The following is a 21059-nucleotide window of genomic DNA, read 5'->3' as shown; positions in this document are numbered from 1 at the left end:
AGCCCTATCCTCTCCCAATCCGCTTTGCCTTCTCGGCATCGTACCACCAGGTTCCCGGCGCCCCCGAGGCGAAGCGGGGCTTGGTCTGCGGGCGCGAGAACTGGTCCCAATAGGCCAGCCACTCGCTGGCCCGGTACCACATGGGCACCCAATAATGGCCCGAACGGAGAACCCGGTCCAGGGCGCGGCATGCGATGTTCAGCTCCTGACGCGACTTGGCGTTGCCGATCCGCTCGATCAAGGCGTCCACGGCCGGATCGGCGATGCCGGCGAGATTCTGCGCGCCGGGCGTCCGGGCCGCCTGGGAGCCATAGACGGTCCGGAGGCTGTCGCCCGGGGTCGACACACCGACGAGAGCGCGGCTCGTCATGTCAAAATCGTATTCGTTCAGGCGCTGCTGATACTGGGCCGCATCCACGATGCGTGATCGCGCGTCGATGCCGAGGCGCTTTAGGTTGTTCTGGAACGGCTGGGTGTGGGGCTGGAGCGAGGGTTGAAAATCCAGGGACTCGATGGCGAAAGGCTGGCCGTTCGGCAGCTTCAGCACGCCGCCGTCGCGCTTGCAGCCGGCTTGGCGCAGGAGTTCGTCCGCGCGGCGCAGCAGCTGTCGGTCCTGCCCCGAGCCGTCGGAGACCGGAGGAACCACGGGATCTGCGAACACCGAAGCGGGAAGCCTGTCGCGGAACGGCTCGAGCAGCGCAATCTCCTCCGCCGACGGCTTTCCTACAGCTTTCATGTCGCTGTTCTCAAAGAACGACGCTGTGCGCTTGTAGAGGCCGAACATGATATTTGCGTTCGTCCATTCGAAGTCGAAGGCGAGGCCGATGGCCTCACGGATGCGCGGGTCCTTGAAGGCCTCGCGGCGCGTGTTGAAGTACCAGCCCTGGATAGGGGAAGGCGCGTCGTTCGAGATTTCTTCCTTCTTCACCCTGCCTTCGCGCACGGCTGGAAAGTCGTATCCGGTCGTCCAGGTGCGGGAGGTGAACTCCTCGTGATAGTTGAGCGTGCCGTTCTTGAAGGCCTCGAAGGCCACGGTGCGGTCGCGGAAATATTCGTAGCGGATGCGGTCGAAATTGTTCTGGCCCACATTCACCGGCAGGTCCTTGGCCCAGTAATCCGGCACGCGATCGAATTCGATGAAGCGTCCGACCTCGAAACGGCCGACCTTGTAGGGGCCGGAGCCGAGCGGCGCTTCGAGCGTCGAGGCTTGGAAGTCCTTCCCCTGCCAGTAGCGCTCGGAGAAAATCGGCAGTCCGGCGACCGTAAGATGAAGGTCGCGGGGGCGCTCCGGCGTGAACTGGACGCGCAGGATCTCGTCGGATTCCGCTTCCGCCGAGGCCAACTGAGTCAGGAGCTGGGAGAAGATCGGGTGGCCCTTGGTCTTCAGGATGTTGAGCGAGAAGGCCGCATCCTTCGCGGTCAGCTTCGAGCCGTCGTGAAAGCGCGCTTCCGGGCGTAAGGCGAAGCGATAGGTGAGCTTGTCGCCGGAAATCCGCACGCTCTTCGCAACGAGCCCATACAACGCATCGGGCTCGTCGGCCGATCCCGCCATCAGGGTGTCGAAGGTGCCGAGCATTCCGGCCGCGCCGTCGCCCCGCAGCACGAAGACGTTGAGGGTGTTGAAGGTGTCGAAGTTCTGGTTGCCGAGGGTCTGTCTGATCTGGATTGCCAGCGTACCGCCTTTCGGCGCGGCGGGGTTCACATAGTCGAAATGCTTGAAGTCCGGCGCCAGCTTCAGCTCGCCGAAACTGGAGAGGCCGTGCGTTTCCGTCTCGCCTTCCTGCGCCAGGCCGATGCGGGGCAGCAAGGAAAGAGCGGCCCCAGCCGCTCCCGTCTTGAGGATGATGCGGCGGTTGATGTCGTTCATCGCGGTGCTCCCGTCTTGGCCGCCTCGGCTTCGTCGTGCCACCAGATGGTCGGAAACGCCGCGCCGCCATAACGCGGCATGGTCTCGGGATGGCTGTAGCGGTTCCAGCGCGCCGTGCGCTGCTTCAGCGAGGTCCATTGCGGGACCACGTAATCGTGAGCGAGCAGAACGCGGTCGAGGGCTTTCGTGGCGGCGACAAGCTCGTCGCGGTCCTTGGCGAAGATCACTTTGTCGATGAGCGCATCGACGCCGGGGTCCGCGATGCCGGCAAGGTTGCGGGAGCCTTCGCGCGCAGCGGACTGCGAGCCCCAGAACTCGCGCTGCTCGTTGCCGGGCGAGAGCGATTGGGGCCAGAGGCCGGTGGCGATGTCGAAGTCGAAGGAGCGGGTGCGGTTCGTGTATTGCACGTCATCGATGGTGCGCACCGACGCGACGATGCCAAGGCGATCCAGGGAGGACTTGTAGGGCAGGAACACGCGCTCTTCGTTGGGGCTGCTGCTGAGCAGCTCCACGCTCAGGAACTCGCCCTTGGCATTGACCCGGCGGCCGTTCTTGATCTCCCACCCGGCCTCCTTGAGCAGGCGGTCGGCCTCGCGCAGGTTGTTGCGGATCGCCTCGGGCGAGTCGTTGACCGGGTTCTTGTACGGCGTCGTGAAGACCGAGGCCGGGACCTTGTCGCGGACGCTCTCGAGGATCTCCCGTTCCTTGCCCTCGGGCAGTCCCGAGGACGCGAGATCGAGTCCGTAGAAGTAGCTCGAAGGGCGCTCGTAGAGGCCGTAGAAGATCGTCTTGTTCAACTCCTCAAATGGGAAGGCGAGATTGAAGGCCCGGCGCACGCGCTGGTCCTTGAACTTGTCGCGTCGCAGGTTGAGCGTGAAGGCCTGCATCACGCCCGTGGCGCGGAACGGAAACTCTTCGAGGATCACGCGGCCTTCCTGCTTCGCCGGGAAGTCGTATCCGGTCGCCCAGTTGCGGGCGCTGTTCTCTGTGCGGAAGTCGAGGCGGTCCGCCTTGAAGGCTTCGAGCAGCACCGTCGCGTCGCGGTAATACTCGTAGCGGATCTCGTCGAAGTTGTTCTGCCCGACATTCACGTTGATCGTCTCGCCCCAGTAATCCTTCACCCGCTCGTAGGACGCGTTGCGGCCCGCGTCGAAAGTCTTGAGGCGATAGGGGCCGGAGCCGAGCGGCGGCTCGAGGGTGGTCTGCGTCACGTCGCGCTTGCGCCCATCGGGAGCCGTGCCTTCCCACCAGTGCTTCGGCAGGACCATCAGCTGCCCCATGATCTGCGGCAATTCGCGGTTGCCCTTCTCGTCGAACGTGAACTTGACCTCGCGCTCGCTCACCTTCTCGGCTTTGGTGACGTTGGCATAGTAGAAGGCATAGGTCGGAGAGTTGGCCTTCAGGGTCTCGAACGAGAAGATCACGTCGTCCGCCGTCACCGGCTTGCCGTCGTGCCAGCGCGCTTCCGGTCGCAGGCGGAAGCTGACGGAGGAATAATCCTCCGGGTAGGCGAAGGATTCGGCGAGCAGCCCGTAGGAGGCGTTCGCCTCGTCGAGGGCGGAGGTGGTCAGGGTTTCGTAGATGAGGCCGAGCCCCTGCTCGGGCGAGCCTTTCACGCCAGCCACGACGACGTTGAAGCTGTCGAAGGTGCCCAGAGCGCCCAGCCGGACGAGGCCACCCTTCGGGGCATTCGGGTTGACGTAATTGAAATGCGGGAAGCCTTGCGGGTATCTGGGCTCGTCGAGCAGCGCCGAACCGTGCCGCCATGGGGCTTCCTGGGCTGCGAGGGGCGAGACGGCGAGGCAGGCGGCCAGGAAGCTCGGCAGAAAGGTACGGATCACAAAGCGTCTCCTGAAACGGCGAGGCGTCTGTCGTTAGCTACATTTTTGGGCGCAAGCCCGCGAGCGCAAGGGACAATGCGCCAAAGGCTGGAAAGACCAAAAGGAAAAGCCGGGCTTTGGGGCCCGGCTTTCCGAAATGTGAGTATGACGCTCTTTACTGGGCCGCAGGAGCGGCGGGAGCGGCAGGCGCCGCGGGAGCGGCACCATTGGCCGGAGCCGCGGCAGACGCCTCGGGAAGGGGAGGAGCGCTGGGGGAGACCGACTTCAAATAGGCGATGAGATCTGCCCGCTCCTTGGCCTGGGCGATGCCGGCGAAGGCCATGATGGTGCCGGGAACGGCCTGCTTGGGGTTCTGGATGAAGGCGTTCAGAGCCTCGTAATTCCAATCGCCACCCTTGCCCTTGAGGGCCGCCGAGTAGTTGAAGCCGGCGTGGGAGGCGAGAGGACGTCCGACGACGCCGTGGAGATTGGGGCCGACCTTGTTGGGGCCGCCATCCTCGAAGGTGTGGCAGGAGGCGCACTTCTTGGCCGCAGCCTGGCCCTTGGCCACGTCGGCGCTGGCGAGAAGAACCGGAAGCGGCTCGGCCGGGGCGGCGGCGCCTGCATCGGCGGCAGCGCCTTCCTCGGGAGCCGGGAGGTCGTAACCGGGAACGGCGGGCTTATGGGGAGCAAACAGGCCGCCGGCGATAACGTTGACGCCGACCACGAAGAGAAGCGAACCGAAAACGGCGCCCGCGATCTTATTGGTCTCGATATTCATCAGTTAGGCTCTCCTCGCCCTCGTACCCGGCGAAATCAGCGCAGCAGAACGGATCCGCAGGCGGGTGCCCGCGACAGCGCCGTTGCTTAGCCGTAGTGATGGGGTTTTGACAATGGGGTTTCCCTGAGTTTTCGCCGTTCTCGTGGTCGCAGCACGGCTCTGCAACGCAGAAGGGCGTCCGAAGGTCCGGATCCAGGCCATGACAAATGCACACCGCCTTGCTAAGGACCGGCACCTTCTAGACCAAACCGTGCCATGTCCGATCCTCTTGTCCTCATCCCCGCCCGTCTGGCAGCAACCCGGCTGCCGAACAAGCCCCTGGCCGAGATCGCCGGGGAGCCGATGATCGTCCATGTATGGCGCCGGGCCGTGGAAGCGGGAATCGGGCCGGTGGCCGTGGCGACGGACGCGTCCGAGATCGCCGAGGCGGTCGCCAGGGCAGGCGGGCAGGCGGTGATGACCCGGTCCGATCACGCCTCCGGCTCCGACCGCATCTTCGAGGCTGTGGAAAAGCTCGACCCTCAAGGCCGGCACGACCTGGTCGTGAACGTCCAGGGCGACCTGCCGACCATCGACCCGGCGGCGATCGCGGCGTCCATCATGCCGCTCGCGGATCCAGCGGTCGACATCGCCACCCTCGTGGCCGTCATCGCCCGGGAGGAGGAGAGGACCAATCCCAACGTGGTGAAGATGGTTGGGAGCCCGATTTCTTCCGGCCGGTTCCGCGCGCTCTACTTCACCCGTGCGACTGCGCCTTACGGCGATGGCCCGCTCTACCATCACATCGGCCTTTATGCCTATCGCCGCAGGGCGCTGCAGCGTTTCGTCGGCCTCGAACCGTCGCCGCTGGAGATGCGCGAGAAGCTGGAGCAGTTGCGGGCGCTGGAGGCCGGCATGCGCATCGACGCGGTCGTGGTCGACGACGTGCCGCTCGGCGTCGATACCCCTCACGATCTGGACAGGGCGCGCGAGATCCTCGCGGCCAAAATTATCGCGGCTCGGAGGACATCATGAGCAAGCTTATTTCTTTCCAAGGCGAGCTGGGGGCCAATTCCCACACGGCTTGCTCGGAGGCGCGTCCTGATTGGGAGGCACTGCCCTGTCCGACCTTCGAGGATGCTTTTGCCGCCGTGAACGAGGGACCGGCGGGCCTCGCCATGATCCCGATCGAGAATTCGATCGCGGGTCGCGTGGCCGACATCCACCACCTGCTGCCGACCTCCGGGCTGCACATCGTCGGCGAGCATTTCCTGCCGATCCACTTTCACCTGATGGCAATCCCGGAGGCTGATCTCGGCACCGTCAAGGACGTCTACAGCCACGTCCATGCGCTCGGTCAGTGCCGCAAGATCATCCGCAAGCTCGGGCTCAAGGCGCATGTGGCCGGCGACACGGCAGGCTCTGCCCGCGAAGTGTCCGAGTGGAAGGATCCGACCCGGGCCTCGCTCTCGCCCCGCATGGCGGCCGACATCTACGGCCTGAAGATCCTGGCCGAGAATGTGGAGGACGAGGCCCACAACACCACCCGCTTCGTCATCCTGTCGAAGACGCCGCACTGGGCCCCGGCCGGGCAGGGCCCGACCGTCACCTCTTTCGTGTTCCGGGTCCGCAACCTGCCGGCTGCGCTCTACAAGGCGCTGGGCGGCTTCGCGACCAACGGCATCAACATGACGAAGCTCGAGAGCTACATGCTCGAAGGCGAGTTCCTGGCGACCCAGTTCTATGCCGAGGTCGACGGCCATCCCGAGGACGCTAACCTCAAGCGGGCCCTAGAGGAGCTGGAGTTCTTCTCCCGCGAGCTGCGCATCCTCGGGGTCTATTCGGCCGATCCGTTTCGGGACAAGATCAAGGAAGCAGCCGAGTGACCATCCTCATCCGCGAGGCGGTCGAAGGCGATGTGGAAGGCATCGCAAGGGTCCACGTTCAGGGCTGGCGCGAATCCTACAAGGACTTCCTATCGCCCGAGGCGCTGGCCGGCCTGTCCGTCGATGAGCGGATGCGGATGTGGCAGGGTACTTTCGCACGCCCAAGCCCTCGGGCCAGGCTTCTCGTCGCGGAAACGGATGACGGCGAGATCGTCGGCTTCGCGTGCGGCGGTCCCGTTCGCCCGGAGAGTGCCGAAATCCTCGATGCCGAGGCCGAGATCTTTGCTATCTACCTGCTCGACAAGGTGAAGCGGCAAGGGATCGGCCGCGGGCTCATGGGTGGAATTCTTGATCACCTCGCTTATCAGGGTTTCCGCTCGGCAGGCCTATGGGTGTTGAAGGAGAACCATTCAGCGCGCCGCTTCTACGAATCGTTGGGCGGGGTGCGGGGAGCTGAGCAAACCTTCGACCTGCGCGGCCAGACCGTCGTCGAGATCGCCTATCGGTTCGAGCTGACGCCACAGTCCTAGAACGTGAGCCCTGTCGCCGCCCTCCGCCGTCATGGCCGGGCTTGTTCCGGCCATCTCGATTGTTTGTGGTTCGGCGCTTTTCTTGATCGGGATCACCGGGAGGAGCCCGGTGATGACGTGGGAGGGTATGGTCAAGGCTCGTGATGTTATGTTCTCGCTTTGTTCTTGACACAGGGTTACACCTGAGCTATACCCTTGTGCAGATCGGTTCCTGCGAGGGGCGCGCTCGCGAGGCGTCGCAGTGACGGGAGCCGGCACGGTCCTGCGGCAGGCCTCGCACGCCTGGGAGCGCAGGAGGCCGACCTTGGGTGTCGTCCCAGCTGGTCCGCCTGAAAAGAACCGTGCGCGAGGTGCCGTCCGGCTCTTCCATCTCCCACCATCATCATCGAGCCGGACTGCCACTCGCGCCACCCTCGATCATCCTTCCGGCTCAGGGCTCACCAGCCCTGGGCCTGAAGGTGCTGGCTCCAAGGGATTGCTCTTTGACATCCCCCATCAACCCACAAGCACGGTCTGCCGGCGATGCCCCCGTGTCATTCCCGGCCGGAGCGTCAGCGGAGGGGAAGGGAAGCCACCCGCACGCACACCGGCATGGATCCCCTTCCCGGTCCTGCGGACCGCCGGGGAGGACACCCACCTCGTCATGGCCGGCCCTGGGCCGGCCATCCCGATCGGAAAAGCACCGCGCTTCACGTAAGCGGGATCACCGGGACAAGCCCGGTGATGACGGCGGAGAGTGTCAGGGCTAGTCCTGTCCTTCCTCGTCGGACGAACGCCGTGCCTCACACACGCGGGATCACTGGCAGAGGATTGGTGACGACGAGCGGCTATGCCTACCCGGTTGGCCCCCGATCCGCCGGGAGATGCTTCTCATTCCTTCACCCATTCCCGGATGAGGTGGTTTGCGATCGCGATCGGGGCGGGGGCGGCGTAGTGCTCGTGGGTGCCCTCCAGCATCCGCCGTACGTCGCCCTTGGTGAACCAGCGGGCGTCCTCGAGCTCCTCTCCGTCGAAGGTGATGTCGTCGGTGAGTGCTTCGCCAATGCAGCCGATCATGATGTTGGACGGGAAGGGCCACGGCTGGGAGGTCATGTAGCGGACCGCGCCCACCCGGATGCCGGATTCCTCGAAAGTCTCCCGCCGGACTGCGTCCTCGATGGTCTCGCCGGGTTCCAGGAAGCCGGCGAGGCAGGAATACATCTTCTCGGCAAAGCGCGGCTGGCGGCCCATGAGGCATTTGTCGCCTCGCGTGATCAGCATGATCACCACCGGGTCGGTGCGGGGAAAGTGCTGGGCGCCGCAGGCCGAACAATCGCGCCGGAAGCCGGCCTGTGCGGGTTGCGTCGGCGCACCGCAATTGGCGCAGAAGCGATGGCGTCGATGCCAGTCGAGCAGGGATTTCGCCATGGCAAGCATGCCGAGCTCCTCTGCGGGAACGAGGCCGCGCACTGCGATGGACCTCAGGTCGACGGTGGTGAAGACCGTATCGTCTTGAAACAGTTCCGCCGCCTCGGAAGGCGCCAAGGTCGCGACCACCGGGCGATCATTCAAGGTGCCCAGGAATATCTGTTCCTGATGGGCCGGAAGTCGCCCCAGGATCGTGGCGGGCAGGAGACTCGTTCCCGGTTCGCCGGTCTGAAGGATCGGCAGGTCGCCGGCCAGGACCACCATGGCGGTCCAGGGATTGACCACGGCGTTGGCGATCGCCTCTGGGTCCCGTTCCGCGCTGTGGCGGACGAGCGGGTTCGTGATGTAGGCGATGGGTCGGGTCATGGGTCAGGCCGCCGCGAAAAGGGTGGCGGCACGCTCAATCAGGGCGGTCGCCGCATGGTCGGGATAGGATGTTCGGGTGCCGTGCCCCCAGACCGGGCCGGGCCAGGCCGGGTCGGAGCGGAAGCGCCCGATCACGTGCACATGAAGCTGCGCCACGATGTTGCCCAGCGCTCCCACGTTCACCTTGTCGGGCTTCGAGAGCTCCAGCATCACCTTGGTGGCGATGCGGATCTCCTGCATCAGCTGGGCGGATTGCTCCTCCGACAGATCCGTGAGCTCGCTCACTCCAGCGATGCGCGGCACCAGCACGAACCAGGGAAAGCGTGCGTCGTTCAGAAGCAGGACGGACGAGAGGGCGAGGTCGCCGACGGGAAGCGTGTCGGCTTCGAGACGGGAATCGAGCTTGAATGTCATGAAGCTATGTAACCGAGCCTGCGGCTTCGTGTCAGCCTTACCTTCGTCATCCCGGACCCCTGCTTTTGTCATTCCCGGCCGGAGCGTCAGCGGAGGGGAAGGGAATCCGCTCACACCCTCATCGCCATGGATCCCCTTCCCGGTCCTGCGGACCGCCGGGGAGGACACGCTGAGCCCGGTGGAGAGCGGGGATGACCGGGGAGGAGGCTCGTTTCCAACTTGCGTTTCCCAGCCGATACGCCCATATAGCCGGTGGGAGGTTGGCGAGGGACGTCTCACTCGCCAACCGGGTCAGGTCCGGAAGGAAGCAGCCCTAACGAGACCGAACGGGTCTTCGTCCAGCCTCCCACCTTATGAGTTTCTCCGAAGCCTTGCAGTCGATGGACGATACCACAGCCGGCACGCCCCTGAATGACGAGCCGGCCCTGCCGGGCTTCCCCGCCGCGCCAGTTTCCGCGGCTGCTGCCGCAGCGCCGGCCTCGCCCTACCGCGTTCTCGCCCGCAAATATCGCCCGAAAACCTTCGACGACCTGATCGGCCAGGAGGCGATGGTGCGCACCCTCTCGAACGCCTTCGAGACGGGCCGCATCCCTCAGGCCTGGATGCTCACCGGCGTCCGCGGCGTCGGCAAGACCACCACGGCCCGCATCCTCGCCCGCGGCCTGAACTACCAGAAGTCCGACGGGTCAGGCGCTCCCACTATCCACATGCCGGAACTAGGCGTGCACTGCCAGGCGATCATGGAATCGCGGCACGTGGACGTGCTGGAGATGGACGCCGCCTCGCATACCGGCATCGACGACGTCCGCCAGATCATCGATGGTATCCGCTACTCGCCGGTCTCGGCCCGCTACAAGGTCTACATCATCGACGAGGTTCACATGCTCTCGGAGAAGGCGTTCAACGCCTTCCTGAAGACCCTGGAGGAGCCGCCGCCGCACGCGAAGTTCATCTTCGCCACGACCGAGATCCGCAAAGTGCCGGTCACGATCCTGTCCCGCTGCCAGCGCTTCGACCTGCGCCGCATCGAGGCGGACAAGCTCGTGGCTCACCTGAGCCGCATCTGCAGCGCCGAGGGCGTGCAGGCGGACCAGGAGGCGCTCGCCGCCATCGCCCGCGCGGCGGAAGGCTCGGCCCGCGATTCCCTGTCACTGATGGACCAGGCGATCGCGCACGGTGCCGGCGTGGTGACGCCCGACACCGTGCGCGACATGCTGGGCTTGGCCGATCGCACCCAGGTCATCGACCTCTTCGAGGCGGTGATGCGCGGCGACGTGCCGGCGGCCTTCGCAGGCTTGCGTTCGCAATACGATGCCGGCGCGGATCCGGCCGTGATCCTGTCCGATCTCGCGGCCTTCTCGCACGTGGTCACCCGCCTCAAGCTCATTCCCGAAGCCGCCAGGGATCCCGCTCTCTCCGAGATCGAGCGCACCCGCGGCGCGGATTATGCCCAGAAGCTCTCGGTGCGCACCCTGTCGCGTGCCTGGCAGATCCTCTTGAAGGGCATTCCCGAGGTGCAATCCTCGAACCGCCCGATCGCGGCGGCCGAGATGGTGATCGTGCGCCTCGCCTACGCGGCCGACCTGCCGACGCCGGACGAGGCCCTGCGTGCCCTCAAGGACGGCGCATCGGCTCCCGTGGGCGGTCCGTCCGCGCCGGCCCCCCGGCCGTCCGGTCCCGCCACCTCCGGCACCATGGCGCTTGCGACCTCCCAGGCCCATCCGCAGCCGCGCCCGCAGGCCGCGCAGCCCGAGCCGACCATGCGGCTTCGCCGCTTCGAGGACGTGGTGGCGCTCGCCGGCGAGAAGCGCGAGATCGTGCTCAAATCCCAGCTCGAACGGGACGTGCGCCTCGTGCGCTTCGAGGAGGGGCGCATCGAGCTCAGCCTCACCGAGAGCGGCAGCCGCACCATCGCCAACGATCTCACCCGTGCGCTCCAGCAATGGACCGGCGAGCGCTGGATGGTAGCCCTGTCGTCGGAGGATGGTGGGCAGACCCTGCATGAGAAGGCCGCCGCCGCCGAGCGCGAGCGCCGGGAAGGCGCCGCCAACCATCCCCTCGTGCAGGCGGTGCTGTCGAAGTTTCCCGGCGCGCAGATCGTGAACGTGGTCGAGCGCGCGGAGAAGGCCGGCGAGGACGCGGAAACGGAGATCCTCGGCGAGGCCGATGCGCTGGCCGCGCATGAAACGGAAGAAGACGACGATCTGTTTTAATTCAAGGATACGGTCATGAAGGACATCATGGGATTGATGAAGCAGGCTCAGGCCATGCAGCAGAAGCTGCAGGACGCCCAGGCCGAGCTCGATACCCTGGAGGTCGACGGCACCGCCGGCGGCGGCGTCGTGACCGTGAAGGTGACCGGCAAGGGCAGCCTCAAATCCATCAACATCGACCCCTCGCTCATGAACCCGGACGAGAAGGAGATCCTCGAGGATCTCATCGTCGCGGCCATGAACGACGCCCGCGGCAAGGCCGAGCGCGCCGCTCAGGAGCGCATGGAAAGCCTCACCAAGGGCCTGCCGCTGCCTCCGGGTCTCAAGCTGTTCTGAGAACCTCATGGCTCAGCACGTCGCCGGCCCCGAGATCGAGCGCCTGATCCAGCTCCTCGCCCGCCTGCCGGGTCTGGGGCCGCGTTCGGCCAGGCGCGCGGCGCTCCATCTCATCAAGAAGCGCGAGACGCTGCTCAACCCGTTGAGCGATGCCATGCGCATCGCCAACGAGCGCATCGTCGTGTGCTCGTCCTGCGGCAATGTCGATACGTCGGATCCCTGCACAATCTGCCGGGATGCGAAGCGAGACCCCTCGATTCTCGTGATTGTGGAGGACGTGTCTGACCTCTGGGCGCTGGAGCGCTCGGGCGCCGTCAACGCCAAGTACCATGTGCTCGGCGGCGTGCTCTCCCCCCTCGACGGCGTGCGGCCCGAGCACCTGAACCTGGAGCGCCTCGTCGCCCGTGCGTCCGAACCCGGCGTCACGGAAGTGATCCTGGCGCTCAACGCCACGGTCGACGGTCAGACCACGGCCCATTACATCACCGAGCTTCTCGCGCATCTTTCCGTGAAGGTGACGAAGCTCGCTCACGGCGTGCCCGTCGGCGGCGAGCTCGACTATCTCGACGAGGGCACGCTCTCGGCGGCAATCCGGCAGCGCACGTCGTTCTGAATCGAATTCGTGTTCTCCGCTGTCGTCACCGGCCTCGTGCCGGTAATCCCGATTGAGAGCGCGGCGCCTCACCCGTATTGGGATGGCCGAGACAAGCCCGGCCATGACGTCAAAGGACAGATGAAGACGTGACAGGCCTTGGCGCCGTTGCTAATCAGGCGGCAACGAAACCCCTTGCCCCGAGTTGCCCATGTCCACCACCGATCTCGCCCGCACCATCGACGCCGCCTGGGAAGACCGGGCCAATGTGAGCCCGTCCACCACCGGCGCCGTGCGTGAGGCCGTCGAGGAGGCGATGAACCTTCTCGATTCCGGCAAGGCCCGCGTGGCCGAGAAGACCGGCGGCGAATGGCAGGTGCATCAATGGCTGAAGAAGGCAGTGCTGCTGTCCTTCCGCCTCAACGACATGGAAGTCATCGGCGGCGGGCCGGGCGAGGCGACCTGGTGGGACAAGGTCCCGTCCAAGTTCGCCGGCTGGGGCGAGAACCGCTTCCGGGCCGCGGGCTTCCGCGCCGTCCCGAATTGCACCGTGCGCCGCGGCGCCTATGTCGCGCCCGGCGTCGTGCTGATGCCATCCTTCGTCAATCTCGGCGCCTATGTAGACAAGAACACCATGGTCGACACCTGGGCCACAGTGGGCTCCTGCGCCCAGATCGGCAAGAACGTGCACCTCTCCGGCGGCGTCGGCATCGGCGGTGTGCTGGAGCCGCTCCAGGCCAATCCTACCATCATCGAGGACAATTGCTTCATCGGCGCCCGCTCCGAGGTGGTCGAAGGCGTCGTCGTGGGCGAGGGCTCGGTGCTCTCCATGGGCGTGTTCATCTCGGCCTCGACCAAGATCATCGACCGCAACACCGGCGAGGTCTTCATCGGCCGCGTGCCGCCTTACTCCGTGGTCGTCCCCGGCTCGCTCCCCGGCAAGCCGCTCCCCGACGGCACCCCCGGTCCGTCCCTCTACTGCGCGGTCATCGTGAAGCGCGTCGATGCGCAGACCCGGGCCAAGACGGGGATCAACGAGCTGTTGCGGGATTGAGAAAGGAGCCTTACCAATCTGTGCGTTATAACGAAACATAACGCACGGATCGGTCATGGATGTTCTTCAACTTTTCTTCGGATTCAAGGGGTGTATCAATCGGGCGCGCTATTGGATGGCCAACGCAGCGCTTCTCATTTTAATGCTAGTCCTTGCATTGTTGCAGTACGGCCTCACGGTCGCCGCAGGCGAGATCGTTGCTGCCGTCTTTGGCTGCATTGTGTTCGTGGTCATGATGCTCTCAGGGTTTGCTTTGGGAGCTAAGAGGCTTCATGACCGAGACAGAAGTAGCTGGTTGCTTCTGTTTCAGTATATTCCGGTTCTCATCATCGTCCCGGCAATTTTCATAAACAATGCCTTTCTGATTTTATTAGGAACTGCTTTTGGGATCACAGTAGCGATCTCGCTTTTTGTTGAACTTGGTTGCCTGCGAGGAACTATCGGCCCCAACCGCTTCGGACCTGATCCCCTCGAGCGAGAGGCACAACTCGCAATTAGGAGTGACCAAGGGTATTGATTTCCGAACCCTTCATGCATCATGAGGACATGATGCACGACATCTCTCCCCTCGCTCTCGCCCAATCCCTCCTGCGCTGCCCCTCCGTGACACCGGAGGAGGGCGGGGCGCTCGCCTTTATCGAGGGCGTGCTGATGGAGGCGGGCTTCGAGGTCCACCGCCCGGTCTTTTCCGAGCCCGGGACGCCGGATGTGGAGAACCTCTATGCCCGCTACGGCACGGGCGAGCCCTATCTGCTCTTCGCCGGGCATACGGATGTGGTGCCGCCGGGCGATGCGAGCCGGTGGCGATACGATCCGTTCGGCGGCGAGATTCATAGCGGCGAGCTCTATGGGCGCGGCGCGGTTGACATGAAGGGCGGCATCGCCTGCATGATGGCGGCGGCGCTCGCCTTCATCCGCGACAACCCGGACTTCGAAGGCTCCATCGGCTTCGTGATCACGGGAGACGAGGAGGGACCGGCCGTCAACGGCACGGTGAAGCTCCTCGAATGGGCCAAGGGCCGCGGCGAGCGCTTCAGCCATTGCATCTTGGGCGAGCCGACCAACCCGAACCAGCTCGGCGACATGATCAAGATCGGGCGGCGCGGGTCGCTCACGGGCAGGATCGTCGTCGAGGGCAAGCAGGGACACGTGGCCTATCCGCATCTGGCGGATAATCCCATCCCAGGCCTGATGCGCCTGCTTGACGGGCTCCTGAAGGAGCCGCTCGATCGGGGCACCGATCATTTCGACGCTTCGAACCTTGAGGTGACCACTGTCGATGTGGGCAATCCCGCCGCCAACGTGATCCCTGCCGAGGCGCGGGCGACCTTCAACATCCGCTTCAACGATCTCTGGACGCCGCAGAGCCTGGAGGCGGAGATCGAGCGCCGCCTGCGCGAGGCTGCCGGCAATACTGTGCGCTACACCCTGAATGTGGAGCCAACCAATGCGGTGGCCTTTCTCACGCCGCCGAACGAGTTCGTGGGCTTCATTGCCGATGCCATCAAGGCCGAGACCGGTTCGCAGCCGAAGCTGTCCACCACGGGCGGCACATCGGATGCTCGCTTCATTGTGAAGTATTGCCCGGTCGTCGAATTCGGCTTGGTCGGACAGACCATGCACCAGATCGACGAGCGGGTGGCCGTTGGCGATTTGGACCGGCTGGCAGTGATTTACCGCAAGGTGCTGGACGCCTACTTCGCCGTGTGAGCCGGAAACGGAAAACTTGACTATTTAGACTAAAGTCGAAGAATAGCCGGAACGTTTTGCAAGCTCCGTCCATTTCCGAGGGCAATCGTCTTCAGAAAAGAGGCGCTCATGATCGTCACGGCTGATGAGGTCAACCGCTCGTTCAAGGGAACCCTCGACCTTCTCAACAGCAGGTCCGAGGGGCTGAAATCCTTCGACATGAGCGAGCGCGGCTTCTGGCGCTCCTTCATGGCGATCTGGCTCACCCTTCCGGCCTTCATCGTGTCTCTGGCCTTCGAGCGCCTTCGCCTCGGGCTTCTTCAGCCGGACCGGTCGCTTCTCGACAATCTTTGGGTCGATATCGTGGTGGCCCTCGGGCATGTGGCGGGGTTCATCGCCCTGCCTGTCGCGATGATATGGATCGCCCGGTGGTTTCGGCTCGAGAAGGCGTATGTGCCCTTCGTGATCGTGACGAACTGGATCTCCGTCATCGGCATGCTGGTGCTCTCGGTGCCGGCCATGCTCATGCTTCTCGGCTGGGCGCCTCCCGGGCTCGCGAGCCTGTTCAGCCTCGCCTTCGCGATCATCATCGTGAGACTGCAATGGTTCGCTACCAAGACGACGCTGAAGCTCGCAAGCGTGCCGGCGCTGGGGATCGTCGTGCTCGGCATCGTGCTCAACGCCTTCGTCGGAACGGCGATGCGGGGCCTGTTAGGCTAGATCCTGATAATCGACGCCGATCAGGTAGAGGCCCGTCGGCGGCGCCATCGGCCCGCAGCGCTTGCGGTCCCGTGCGTCGAGGGCCGCGCGCACATCCTCCACGGACCAGCGTCCCGCGCCGGCCCGCTCCAGGGTACCCGTCATCGAGCGCACCTGATGATGCAGGAACGAGCGGGCGGAGGCATAGATGCGGATCTCGTCGCCGATCCGCTCGACGTCGAGCCGGTCGAGGGTCCGGATCGGGCTGTTGGCTTGGCATTCGGCAGCGCGGAAAGTGGTGAAATCGTGCCTGCCGATCAGCAGTTGCGCGGCTTCGTGCATTGCATCGGCATCGAGCGTCCAGGCCACGTGCCAGACCCGGCTGACCTCCAGCGTCGGCGGGGCGCGGCGGTTGAGGATGCGATAGACGTAATGGCGCTTGACGGCGGAGAGCCGGGCATTGAACGTCTCGGGCACGACCTGGGCCGAGAGGATCGCGACGGGCGCGGGCCTCAGATGGGAATTGGTGGCGTCGCGGACCGTATCCGGCCGCCATTCCTTGTCCAAGTCGACGTGGACGACCTGATGGGTGGCATGAACGCCGGAATCGGTGCGTCCGGCGCAATGAACGCGTACGGCCGAACCCGTAAAGCGCGCAATCGCATCCTCCACGGCCTGCTGCACGGAGAGGCCGTTCGTCTGATGCTGCCAGCCGGTGAAGGGCGTGCCGTCATATTCGACGACAAGCTTGTAGCGAGGCATGTTATTCCAGCTCTACGAAGGCCTGGGCATAGGATACCGAGCCATGGGCGTCTTTCCCCTTGTCGGAAAGAGCGAGGGCCTGGAGATAGGGCCCGTCATAAGGTGTTTTCAGCTTCTCCGCCAGCCGTGGACTGAAACCGAAGCGGCCGTAATAGTGCGGCTCGCCGAGGACCAAGACCAGATCGTAGCCTGTATTGGCCAGGCGCTTCAGGCTGTCCTGGATAAGGGACGCCCCAATACCCTGCTTTTGAAAGGAAGGAGCGACGGCCAACGGAGCCAGGACGGCTGCTTTGAGCGAAGGAGTTTCGTGCAGGGTCAGGCGGGAATAGGCGACATGTCCGACCGGCACGTCGTCATAGGCCATGAGGGAAAGGATCAGATCGCCATCCTCGTGCATATGCTGAACGATATCAGCTTCCGCCAATTGCCCGAACGTGGCGGAATAGATGGCGTAGAGCGCAGGCCAATTGACGGATTCGTCCAGACGGATCCCCATGCCGCACCTCATGCAAATTGTGCGCCTGGACCAAGCCTCACGCCGCGCAGGAATTCCTCAAAGGCAATGGGTCCCTTGCCGGCGCGCTGCACCTGGATCAGGCGGATCGCCCCTTCGCCACATGATATCGTACCATTATTGTCGATCAGTGTCGCGGGTGAACCTGAGCCTTCTGCCCGGGTTGCCCGCAGAACTTTCACGCGCTCACGGCCCTTGCCGAAATCGGCTGTGAAATAGGCGCCCGGAAAGGGTGAGAGCCCACGGATGTGGTCGTGAATCGCCTGCGCGGGCTTCGACCAGTCGATCAGCGCTTCCTCGTTCTTGAGCTTATGCGCATAGGTCACGCCTTCCTCAGGTTGGGGCGTGAAGCCTAAGCCCCCGCGGGACAGGGCGGCCAGGGCCCGCACCATGAGATCGGCGCCGAGCACCATGAGCCGGTCGTGCAGTTCGCCCGCATTCATGTCCGGCGTGATCGCGACCCGCTCGACCATGGCGACGGGGCCTGTGTCCAGGCCCTCTTCCATCTTCATGACGGCAACGCCGGTCTCCCTGTCGCCAGCCATGATCGCGCGCTGGATCGGGGCCGCGCCGCGCCAGCGGGGCAGGAGGGAGGCATGAAGGTTGAGGCAGCCGAGTTCCGGCGCGTCCAGAACGGCCTTCGGCAGCAGCATGCCATAGGCCACCACCACCGCCACGTCGGCATTGTGGCTGCGGACGATCTCGGCGGCCTCCTCCGTACGCAGGGTTTTCGGCGTCAGCACGGGAATGCCGAACCGGTCCGCCATCGTGTGGACGGGGGAGGGTTTCAGCTCCATGCCGCGTCCCGCCGCCGCGGGCGGGCGGGTATAGACGGCGACCACGTCATGACCCTGGCCGACGATCTCGGACAGGGTGGGCACCGCGAAATCGGGCGTGCCCATGAAGACAATGCGCAGGCTCATGCCCCAGCCTCGCGCTTGGCGGCCTTCTTGAACTTGGTAATCACCCGGTCGCGCTTGAGCTTCGACAGATAGTCGATGAACAGGACCCCGTTCAGGTGATCGATCTCGTGCTGCACGCAGGTAGCCAGGAGCCCGTCCGCATCCTGCTCGATCGTCTCGCCCTGCAGGTTCATGTAGCGGAAACGCACTCGGTCCGGCCGCTCGACCTCCTCGTAATATTCGGGGATCGACAGGCAGCCTTCCTCGTAAACGCGCTTTTCCTCGGAAGCCCAGAGGATCTCGGGATTGATGAGCACCATCGGCTGGCGTTCGTCCTCGGACTTCGACACGTCCATGGTTACCATGCGCACCGGCACGCCGATCTGGATGGCGGCAAGGCCGACGCCGGGGGCGTCATACATGGTCTCCAGCATGTCGTCGGCCAATTGGCGGATCTCGCTCGTGATTTCCTTGATGGGCTCGGAAACCAGGCGGAGCTTGGAATCGGGAATGATGACGAGGGGTCTGATGCTCATGATCGCGGGAGATAAGGGCTTCGATGAGGATGGTCAAATCGTTCGTCTTATGTTCGGATGCGCCCGTCAACCGGAACTGTGGGCTCCATGAACGACGTCGTCCTGATCCTCGGCAAGACATCCCTGACCTGGGGGCAGATCATCATGGGGATGGCCGGGTTGAGCCTTGTTCTGCTGCTGCTCGTGACGATGCTGCTCCTACGCACCCGGCGGGAGCGGGCGCTGGAGGCTGCCATCGCGGCCGAGCGGGCGCGGGAGATGGACGACAAGGTGGCGGAGCTCACCCGGGTGCAGTCGGAAATGACCGGGCGGATGCGGACCATCGCCGAGGTCTTCGGGACGCGACAGAGCGATTTCGTCCGCATGATCTCGGAACGGATCGACGGATTGCAGCACCGGGTCGGGCAGGGGCTGGAGGCTTCCACCCGTCACCAGACGGAAAATCTCTCCAAGCTGAACGAGCGTCTGGCCGTGATCGATGCGGCCCAGCAGAACCTGACGAATCTCACCGGCGAGATCGTCGGCCTGAAGGATATCCTGTCCAACAAGCAGACCCGCGGGGCCTATGGGCAGGGGCGGATGGAGGCGATCGTCCGCGACGGGCTGCCGGCCAATGCCTTCGAGTTTCAGGCGACCCTGTCCAACCGCACGAGACCCGATTGCCTCGTGCGCCTGCCCGGCGATGAACGCGGGCTCGTGATCGATGCCAAGTTCCCCCTGGAGGGCTTTACCCTTTTCCGGGAGGCCAAGGGCGATGACGCCCGCAGCCGCGCGGCGGCCAAGGTCCGCAGCGACATGCTCGTGCATGTGAAGGATATCGCGGAGAAGTACCTGATCCCGGGCGAGACCCAGGACATTGCGATGCTGTTCGTCCCGGCGGAGTCGATCTATGCCGACCTGGCCGAGCATTTCGACGACGTGGTCCAGAAGGCCCATCGCGCCCGTATCGTCATTGTCTCGCCTTCGCTTCTGACGCTCGCCATCCAGGTGATGCAGGCGCTGGTCCGCGATGCCCGCATTCGCGAGGAGGCAAGGGTGATCCAGGTCGAGGTCCAGAAACTGCTCGAGGATGTGGAGCGCCTCGATGCCCGGGTGGCGAAGCTCGATAGCCATTTCCGGCAGGCCCAGGACGACGTCTCCCAGATCCGGGTCTCGGCCGACAAGATCGTCAAGCGCGGACAGAAGATCGAAACCCTTGAATTCGATGAGGGCGAGGCCGATGCCCGGGCCGAGTGGCTGCGACTCCAGGGCAGGAATCTCCGGGCTGTCGAATAGGCCGGGAACCGGCTTTGTCTCGCAACGTTCTCCCCAGGCTGAACGATGCGCCAAGCGAACGATGGCGCTCGCACGTAGGCGTATCTCAGAACTCGGGAAGGATTGCGCTATGGGCCTTTTGTCAAAGGACATCAAGTCGTTGGATGATCTCTTCATCCATACTCTTCAGGACATCTACTATGCCGAGCAGCAGATCACGAAGGCGCTGCCGGAGATGATCGAGCAGGCGAGCGACCCGCAGCTGAAGCAGGCGTTCCAGACCCATCTTGGCGAAACCCAGCAGCAGATCCAGATGGTCGAGCAGGTGTTCCGCATGCATGGCCATGACCCCAAGGGCGTGACCTGCCCGGCCATCGACGGCATCATCGACGAAGCCCAGGAAATCGCCGGCGACATCGACGATCCGCAGGTTCTCGATGCGGCTCTTCTGGCGGCCGCTCAGGCCGTGGAGCACTATGAGATCACCCGCTACGGCACCCTCGTCGCCTGGGCCAAGCAACTGGGTCGCGACGATTGCGCCGGCGTCCTGCACCAGATCCTCGATCAGGAGAAGGCCACGGACCAGAAGCTCAATCGGATCGCCGAGAGCAAGATCAACACGAAGGCTGCGTAAGCCTTCCATGGCTCAGAACGAGAATGGCCTCCGCAAGGAGGCCATTTTTTGTGGGTGGACCTGCTACTTGGCCGGCAGTGCGTAGGCGTGCAGGAAATCCGCCAGATCGTTGGTGATATAATCGATATCCGGCGTCTGGACCGCCTCCTGCTCAAAGCTTTCCCGGAAGGGATCGAAGGTCTTGGGAACGATGAGCGTGGTCGTCATGCCCAATTCGTGCGGTACGGTCAGGTTCTTGGCAATGTCCTCGAACATGGCAGCCCGGGCGGGTTCCACGCCGTGCTTCTCGAGGAAGATCTCGTAGGCGCGCCGATCGGGCTTGGGCACGAAGTTCGAAGCGGCGATGTCGAACACGTCCTCGAAGTGATCGAGGATGCCGATCTTCCTCGCCACGTTCTCGGCGTGCTTGCGTGAGCCGTTGGTGAGGATGAGCTTGCGGCCGGGCAGCTTCTCGATGGCCTCCCCCAGACGGTCGTTCAGCTCGATATCCGTGTGGTCGATGTCATGGGCGAAATCGAGAAAGTCGTGCGGATCGATGTCGTATTCGTCGATCAGCGCCCGCAGGGTCGTGCCGTATTTATGATAGAAATACTTTTGCAGCGCCTGGGCGGATAGGCCGTCGAGCCCGAAAAGCTCCGTGATGTAGAGCGTGATGCGCTGGTCGATCTGGGGCCAGACCCGCGAGGTGTGCGGGTAGAGGGTGTTGTCCAGATCGAAGATCCACGTCTCCACATGGGAGAATTGGCGGGAATCCGGAGCGGACAGGTGATTTTCGGCGGATGGCTTAGCGTTCATGGATCCCAAAGACGACAATGGGGCCGTGC

Annotated in this window: 22 protein-coding genes and 1 other RNA gene; 13 read left to right on the top strand and 10 right to left on the bottom strand. The window is 64.3% G+C overall.

The window, feature by feature from the left end:
* Positions 1 to 4 precede the first annotated feature (4 nt).
* The 3 genes from VB672_RS10700 to VB672_RS10690 form a co-directional block, all read right to left on the bottom strand.
* Entirely contained in the window at positions 5 to 1867 is a 1863-nt protein-coding gene (locus tag VB672_RS10700; RefSeq protein WP_329784180.1) for an extracellular solute-binding protein, read from the bottom strand.
* Positions 1864 to 3708 (bottom strand): extracellular solute-binding protein, encoded by a 1845-nt coding sequence (locus VB672_RS10695; protein ID WP_329784179.1) that lies wholly within the window; start codon positions 3706 to 3708, stop codon positions 1864 to 1866. Before VB672_RS10695 ends, VB672_RS10700 begins: the two co-directional genes overlap by 4 nt.
* Positions 3709 to 3862: 154 nt before the next feature.
* On the bottom strand, positions 3863 to 4468 hold the full coding sequence (locus VB672_RS10690; protein ID WP_329784178.1) for a c-type cytochrome: 606 nt from the start codon (positions 4466 to 4468) through the stop codon (positions 3863 to 3865).
* Positions 4469 to 4723: 255 nt separating this feature from the next.
* Between VB672_RS10690 and VB672_RS10685 the strand changes: the two genes are divergently transcribed.
* The 3 genes from VB672_RS10685 to VB672_RS10675 are packed head-to-tail and all read left to right on the top strand — an operon-like array spanning position 4724 to position 6863.
* On the top strand, positions 4724 to 5482 hold the full coding sequence (locus VB672_RS10685; protein ID WP_329784177.1) for a 3-deoxy-manno-octulosonate cytidylyltransferase: 759 nt from the start codon (positions 4724 to 4726) through the stop codon (positions 5480 to 5482).
* A complete protein-coding gene (locus tag VB672_RS10680; RefSeq protein ID WP_329784378.1) occupies positions 5476 to 6333 on the top strand; it encodes a prephenate dehydratase in 858 nt (285 codons plus the stop codon). Before VB672_RS10685 ends, VB672_RS10680 begins: the two co-directional genes overlap by 7 nt.
* Positions 6330 to 6863 carry a GNAT family N-acetyltransferase gene (locus tag VB672_RS10675; protein WP_329784176.1) on the top strand — a complete coding sequence of 178 codons (534 nt, stop codon included), beginning with the start codon at positions 6330 to 6332 and terminating at the stop codon, positions 6861 to 6863. The genes VB672_RS10680 and VB672_RS10675 overlap by 4 nt, the downstream gene beginning before the upstream one ends.
* 870 nt (positions 6864 to 7733) lie before the next feature.
* On the opposite strand, the gene nudC is transcribed toward VB672_RS10675, so the two are convergent.
* The gene (gene nudC, locus VB672_RS10670) at positions 7734 to 8636 is read right to left on the bottom strand and encodes an NAD(+) diphosphatase (RefSeq protein ID WP_329784175.1); all 903 of its coding nucleotides are present in this window, start codon (positions 8634 to 8636) and stop codon (positions 7734 to 7736) included.
* Between the two features lie 3 nt (positions 8637 to 8639).
* Positions 8640 to 9050 (bottom strand): HIT family protein, encoded by a 411-nt coding sequence (locus tag VB672_RS10665; protein ID WP_329784174.1) that lies wholly within the window; start codon positions 9048 to 9050, stop codon positions 8640 to 8642.
* Positions 9051 to 9304: 254 nt separating this feature from the next.
* On the opposite strand from VB672_RS10665, the gene ffs reads away from it, so the two are divergent.
* The 8 genes from ffs (at position 9305) to VB672_RS10625 (ending at position 15654) form a co-directional block, all read left to right on the top strand.
* An RNA gene (gene ffs / locus VB672_RS10660) (signal recognition particle sRNA small type) lies at positions 9305 to 9401 on the top strand.
* A 29-nt stretch (positions 9402 to 9430) separates the two neighbouring features.
* On the top strand, positions 9431 to 11263 hold the full coding sequence (locus VB672_RS10655) for a DNA polymerase III subunit gamma/tau (RefSeq protein ID WP_329784173.1): 1833 nt from the start codon (positions 9431 to 9433) through the stop codon (positions 11261 to 11263).
* Positions 11264 to 11278: 15 nt separating this feature from the next.
* Positions 11279 to 11599: a YbaB/EbfC family nucleoid-associated protein gene (locus VB672_RS10650; protein WP_329784172.1), complete on the top strand. Its 321-nt coding sequence runs from the start codon at positions 11279 to 11281 to the stop codon at positions 11597 to 11599.
* A 7-nt stretch (positions 11600 to 11606) separates the two neighbouring features.
* Complete coding sequence (gene recR, locus VB672_RS10645; RefSeq protein ID WP_329784171.1) at positions 11607 to 12212, top strand: recombination mediator RecR; 606 nt, start codon at positions 11607 to 11609, stop codon at positions 12210 to 12212.
* 190 nt (positions 12213 to 12402) lie between these two features.
* Positions 12403 to 13245, top strand: a complete 843-nt coding sequence (gene dapD / locus VB672_RS10640; RefSeq protein ID WP_329784170.1) for a 2,3,4,5-tetrahydropyridine-2,6-dicarboxylate N-succinyltransferase — start codon at positions 12403 to 12405, stop codon at positions 13243 to 13245.
* A 55-nt stretch (positions 13246 to 13300) separates the two neighbouring features.
* Entirely contained in the window at positions 13301 to 13762 is a 462-nt protein-coding gene (locus tag VB672_RS10635; protein ID WP_329784169.1) for a DUF805 domain-containing protein, read from the top strand.
* Between the two features lie 32 nt (positions 13763 to 13794).
* The gene (dapE, locus tag VB672_RS10630) at positions 13795 to 14955 is read left to right on the top strand and encodes a succinyl-diaminopimelate desuccinylase (protein WP_442931983.1); all 1161 of its coding nucleotides are present in this window, start codon (positions 13795 to 13797) and stop codon (positions 14953 to 14955) included.
* A gap of 108 nt (positions 14956 to 15063) precedes the next feature.
* Positions 15064 to 15654 carry a hypothetical protein gene (locus VB672_RS10625; protein ID WP_329784168.1) on the top strand — a complete coding sequence of 197 codons (591 nt, stop codon included), beginning with the start codon at positions 15064 to 15066 and terminating at the stop codon, positions 15652 to 15654.
* Here the strand turns inward: VB672_RS10625 and truA are convergent.
* From truA to def, 4 genes are read right to left on the bottom strand one after another with little or no spacing between them, the layout of a single operon-like run.
* Positions 15646 to 16395: a tRNA pseudouridine(38-40) synthase TruA gene (truA, locus tag VB672_RS10620; protein ID WP_329784167.1), complete on the bottom strand. Its 750-nt coding sequence runs from the start codon at positions 16393 to 16395 to the stop codon at positions 15646 to 15648. The genes VB672_RS10625 and truA overlap by 9 nt on opposite strands.
* Position 16396: 1 nt before the next feature.
* The gene (locus tag VB672_RS10615) at positions 16397 to 16891 is read right to left on the bottom strand and encodes a GNAT family N-acetyltransferase (RefSeq protein ID WP_329784166.1); all 495 of its coding nucleotides are present in this window, start codon (positions 16889 to 16891) and stop codon (positions 16397 to 16399) included.
* Positions 16892 to 16899: 8 nt separating this feature from the next.
* Complete coding sequence (gene fmt / locus VB672_RS10610; RefSeq protein WP_329784165.1) at positions 16900 to 17832, bottom strand: methionyl-tRNA formyltransferase; 933 nt, start codon at positions 17830 to 17832, stop codon at positions 16900 to 16902.
* Positions 17829 to 18347 (bottom strand): peptide deformylase, encoded by a 519-nt coding sequence (gene def / locus VB672_RS10605; RefSeq protein WP_329784164.1) that lies wholly within the window; start codon positions 18345 to 18347, stop codon positions 17829 to 17831. The genes fmt and def overlap by 4 nt, the downstream gene beginning before the upstream one ends.
* 87 nt (positions 18348 to 18434) lie before the next feature.
* Here def and VB672_RS10600 point away from each other — a divergent pair, with 87 nt between their 5' ends.
* Positions 18435 to 19622, top strand: coding sequence for a DNA recombination protein RmuC (locus VB672_RS10600; protein ID WP_329784163.1), 1188 nt, complete (start codon positions 18435 to 18437; stop codon positions 19620 to 19622).
* Positions 19623 to 19731: 109 nt separating this feature from the next.
* Positions 19732 to 20235, top strand: a complete 504-nt coding sequence (locus VB672_RS10595; protein WP_329784162.1) for a YciE/YciF ferroxidase family protein — start codon at positions 19732 to 19734, stop codon at positions 20233 to 20235.
* A gap of 63 nt (positions 20236 to 20298) precedes the next feature.
* Here VB672_RS10595 and VB672_RS10590 read toward each other — a convergent pair whose 3' ends face one another.
* Positions 20299 to 21030, bottom strand: a complete 732-nt coding sequence (locus VB672_RS10590) for a pyrimidine 5'-nucleotidase (RefSeq protein ID WP_329784161.1) — start codon at positions 21028 to 21030, stop codon at positions 20299 to 20301.
* Between the last annotated feature and the right edge of the window lie 29 nt (positions 21031 to 21059).

The sequence above is a fragment of the Microvirga sp. CF3016 genome, from assembly GCF_036314085.1.
Lineage (GTDB): Bacteria > Pseudomonadota > Alphaproteobacteria > Rhizobiales > Beijerinckiaceae > Microvirga.
The sequence above is the reverse complement of the archived record's forward strand: the minus strand, read 5'-3'. Positions and strand labels throughout refer to the sequence as shown.

Excerpts from the sequence above, each read along its gene's own strand:
- VB672_RS10700 (WP_329784180.1), bottom strand. The coding sequence starts at position 1,867 with ATGAACGACATCAACCGCCGCATCATCCTCAAGACGGGAGCGGCTGGG.
- VB672_RS10690 (WP_329784178.1), bottom strand. The coding sequence starts at position 4,468 with ATGAATATCGAGACCAATAAGATCGCGGGCGCCGTTTTCGGTTCGCTT.
- VB672_RS10685 (WP_329784177.1), top strand. The coding sequence starts at position 4,724 with ATGTCCGATCCTCTTGTCCTCATCCCCGCCCGTCTGGCAGCAACCCGG.
- nudC (WP_329784175.1), bottom strand. The coding sequence starts at position 8,636 with ATGACCCGACCCATCGCCTACATCACGAACCCGCTCGTCCGCCACAGC.
- VB672_RS10665 (WP_329784174.1), bottom strand. The coding sequence starts at position 9,050 with ATGACATTCAAGCTCGATTCCCGTCTCGAAGCCGACACGCTTCCCGTC.
- VB672_RS10655 (WP_329784173.1), top strand. The coding sequence starts at position 9,431 with ATGGACGATACCACAGCCGGCACGCCCCTGAATGACGAGCCGGCCCTG.
- VB672_RS10650 (WP_329784172.1), top strand. The coding sequence starts at position 11,279 with ATGAAGGACATCATGGGATTGATGAAGCAGGCTCAGGCCATGCAGCAG.
- recR (WP_329784171.1), top strand. The coding sequence starts at position 11,607 with ATGGCTCAGCACGTCGCCGGCCCCGAGATCGAGCGCCTGATCCAGCTC.
- dapD (WP_329784170.1), top strand. The coding sequence starts at position 12,403 with ATGTCCACCACCGATCTCGCCCGCACCATCGACGCCGCCTGGGAAGAC.
- VB672_RS10635 (WP_329784169.1), top strand. The coding sequence starts at position 13,301 with ATGGATGTTCTTCAACTTTTCTTCGGATTCAAGGGGTGTATCAATCGG.
- dapE (WP_442931983.1), top strand. The coding sequence starts at position 13,795 with ATGCACGACATCTCTCCCCTCGCTCTCGCCCAATCCCTCCTGCGCTGC.
- VB672_RS10625 (WP_329784168.1), top strand. The coding sequence starts at position 15,064 with ATGATCGTCACGGCTGATGAGGTCAACCGCTCGTTCAAGGGAACCCTC.
- truA (WP_329784167.1), bottom strand. The coding sequence starts at position 16,395 with ATGCCTCGCTACAAGCTTGTCGTCGAATATGACGGCACGCCCTTCACC.
- VB672_RS10615 (WP_329784166.1), bottom strand. The coding sequence starts at position 16,891 with ATGGGGATCCGTCTGGACGAATCCGTCAATTGGCCTGCGCTCTACGCC.
- fmt (WP_329784165.1), bottom strand. The coding sequence starts at position 17,832 with ATGAGCCTGCGCATTGTCTTCATGGGCACGCCCGATTTCGCGGTGCCC.
- def (WP_329784164.1), bottom strand. The coding sequence starts at position 18,347 with ATGAGCATCAGACCCCTCGTCATCATTCCCGATTCCAAGCTCCGCCTG.
- VB672_RS10600 (WP_329784163.1), top strand. The coding sequence starts at position 18,435 with ATGAACGACGTCGTCCTGATCCTCGGCAAGACATCCCTGACCTGGGGG.
- VB672_RS10595 (WP_329784162.1), top strand. The coding sequence starts at position 19,732 with ATGGGCCTTTTGTCAAAGGACATCAAGTCGTTGGATGATCTCTTCATC.
- VB672_RS10590 (WP_329784161.1), bottom strand. The coding sequence starts at position 21,030 with ATGAACGCTAAGCCATCCGCCGAAAATCACCTGTCCGCTCCGGATTCC.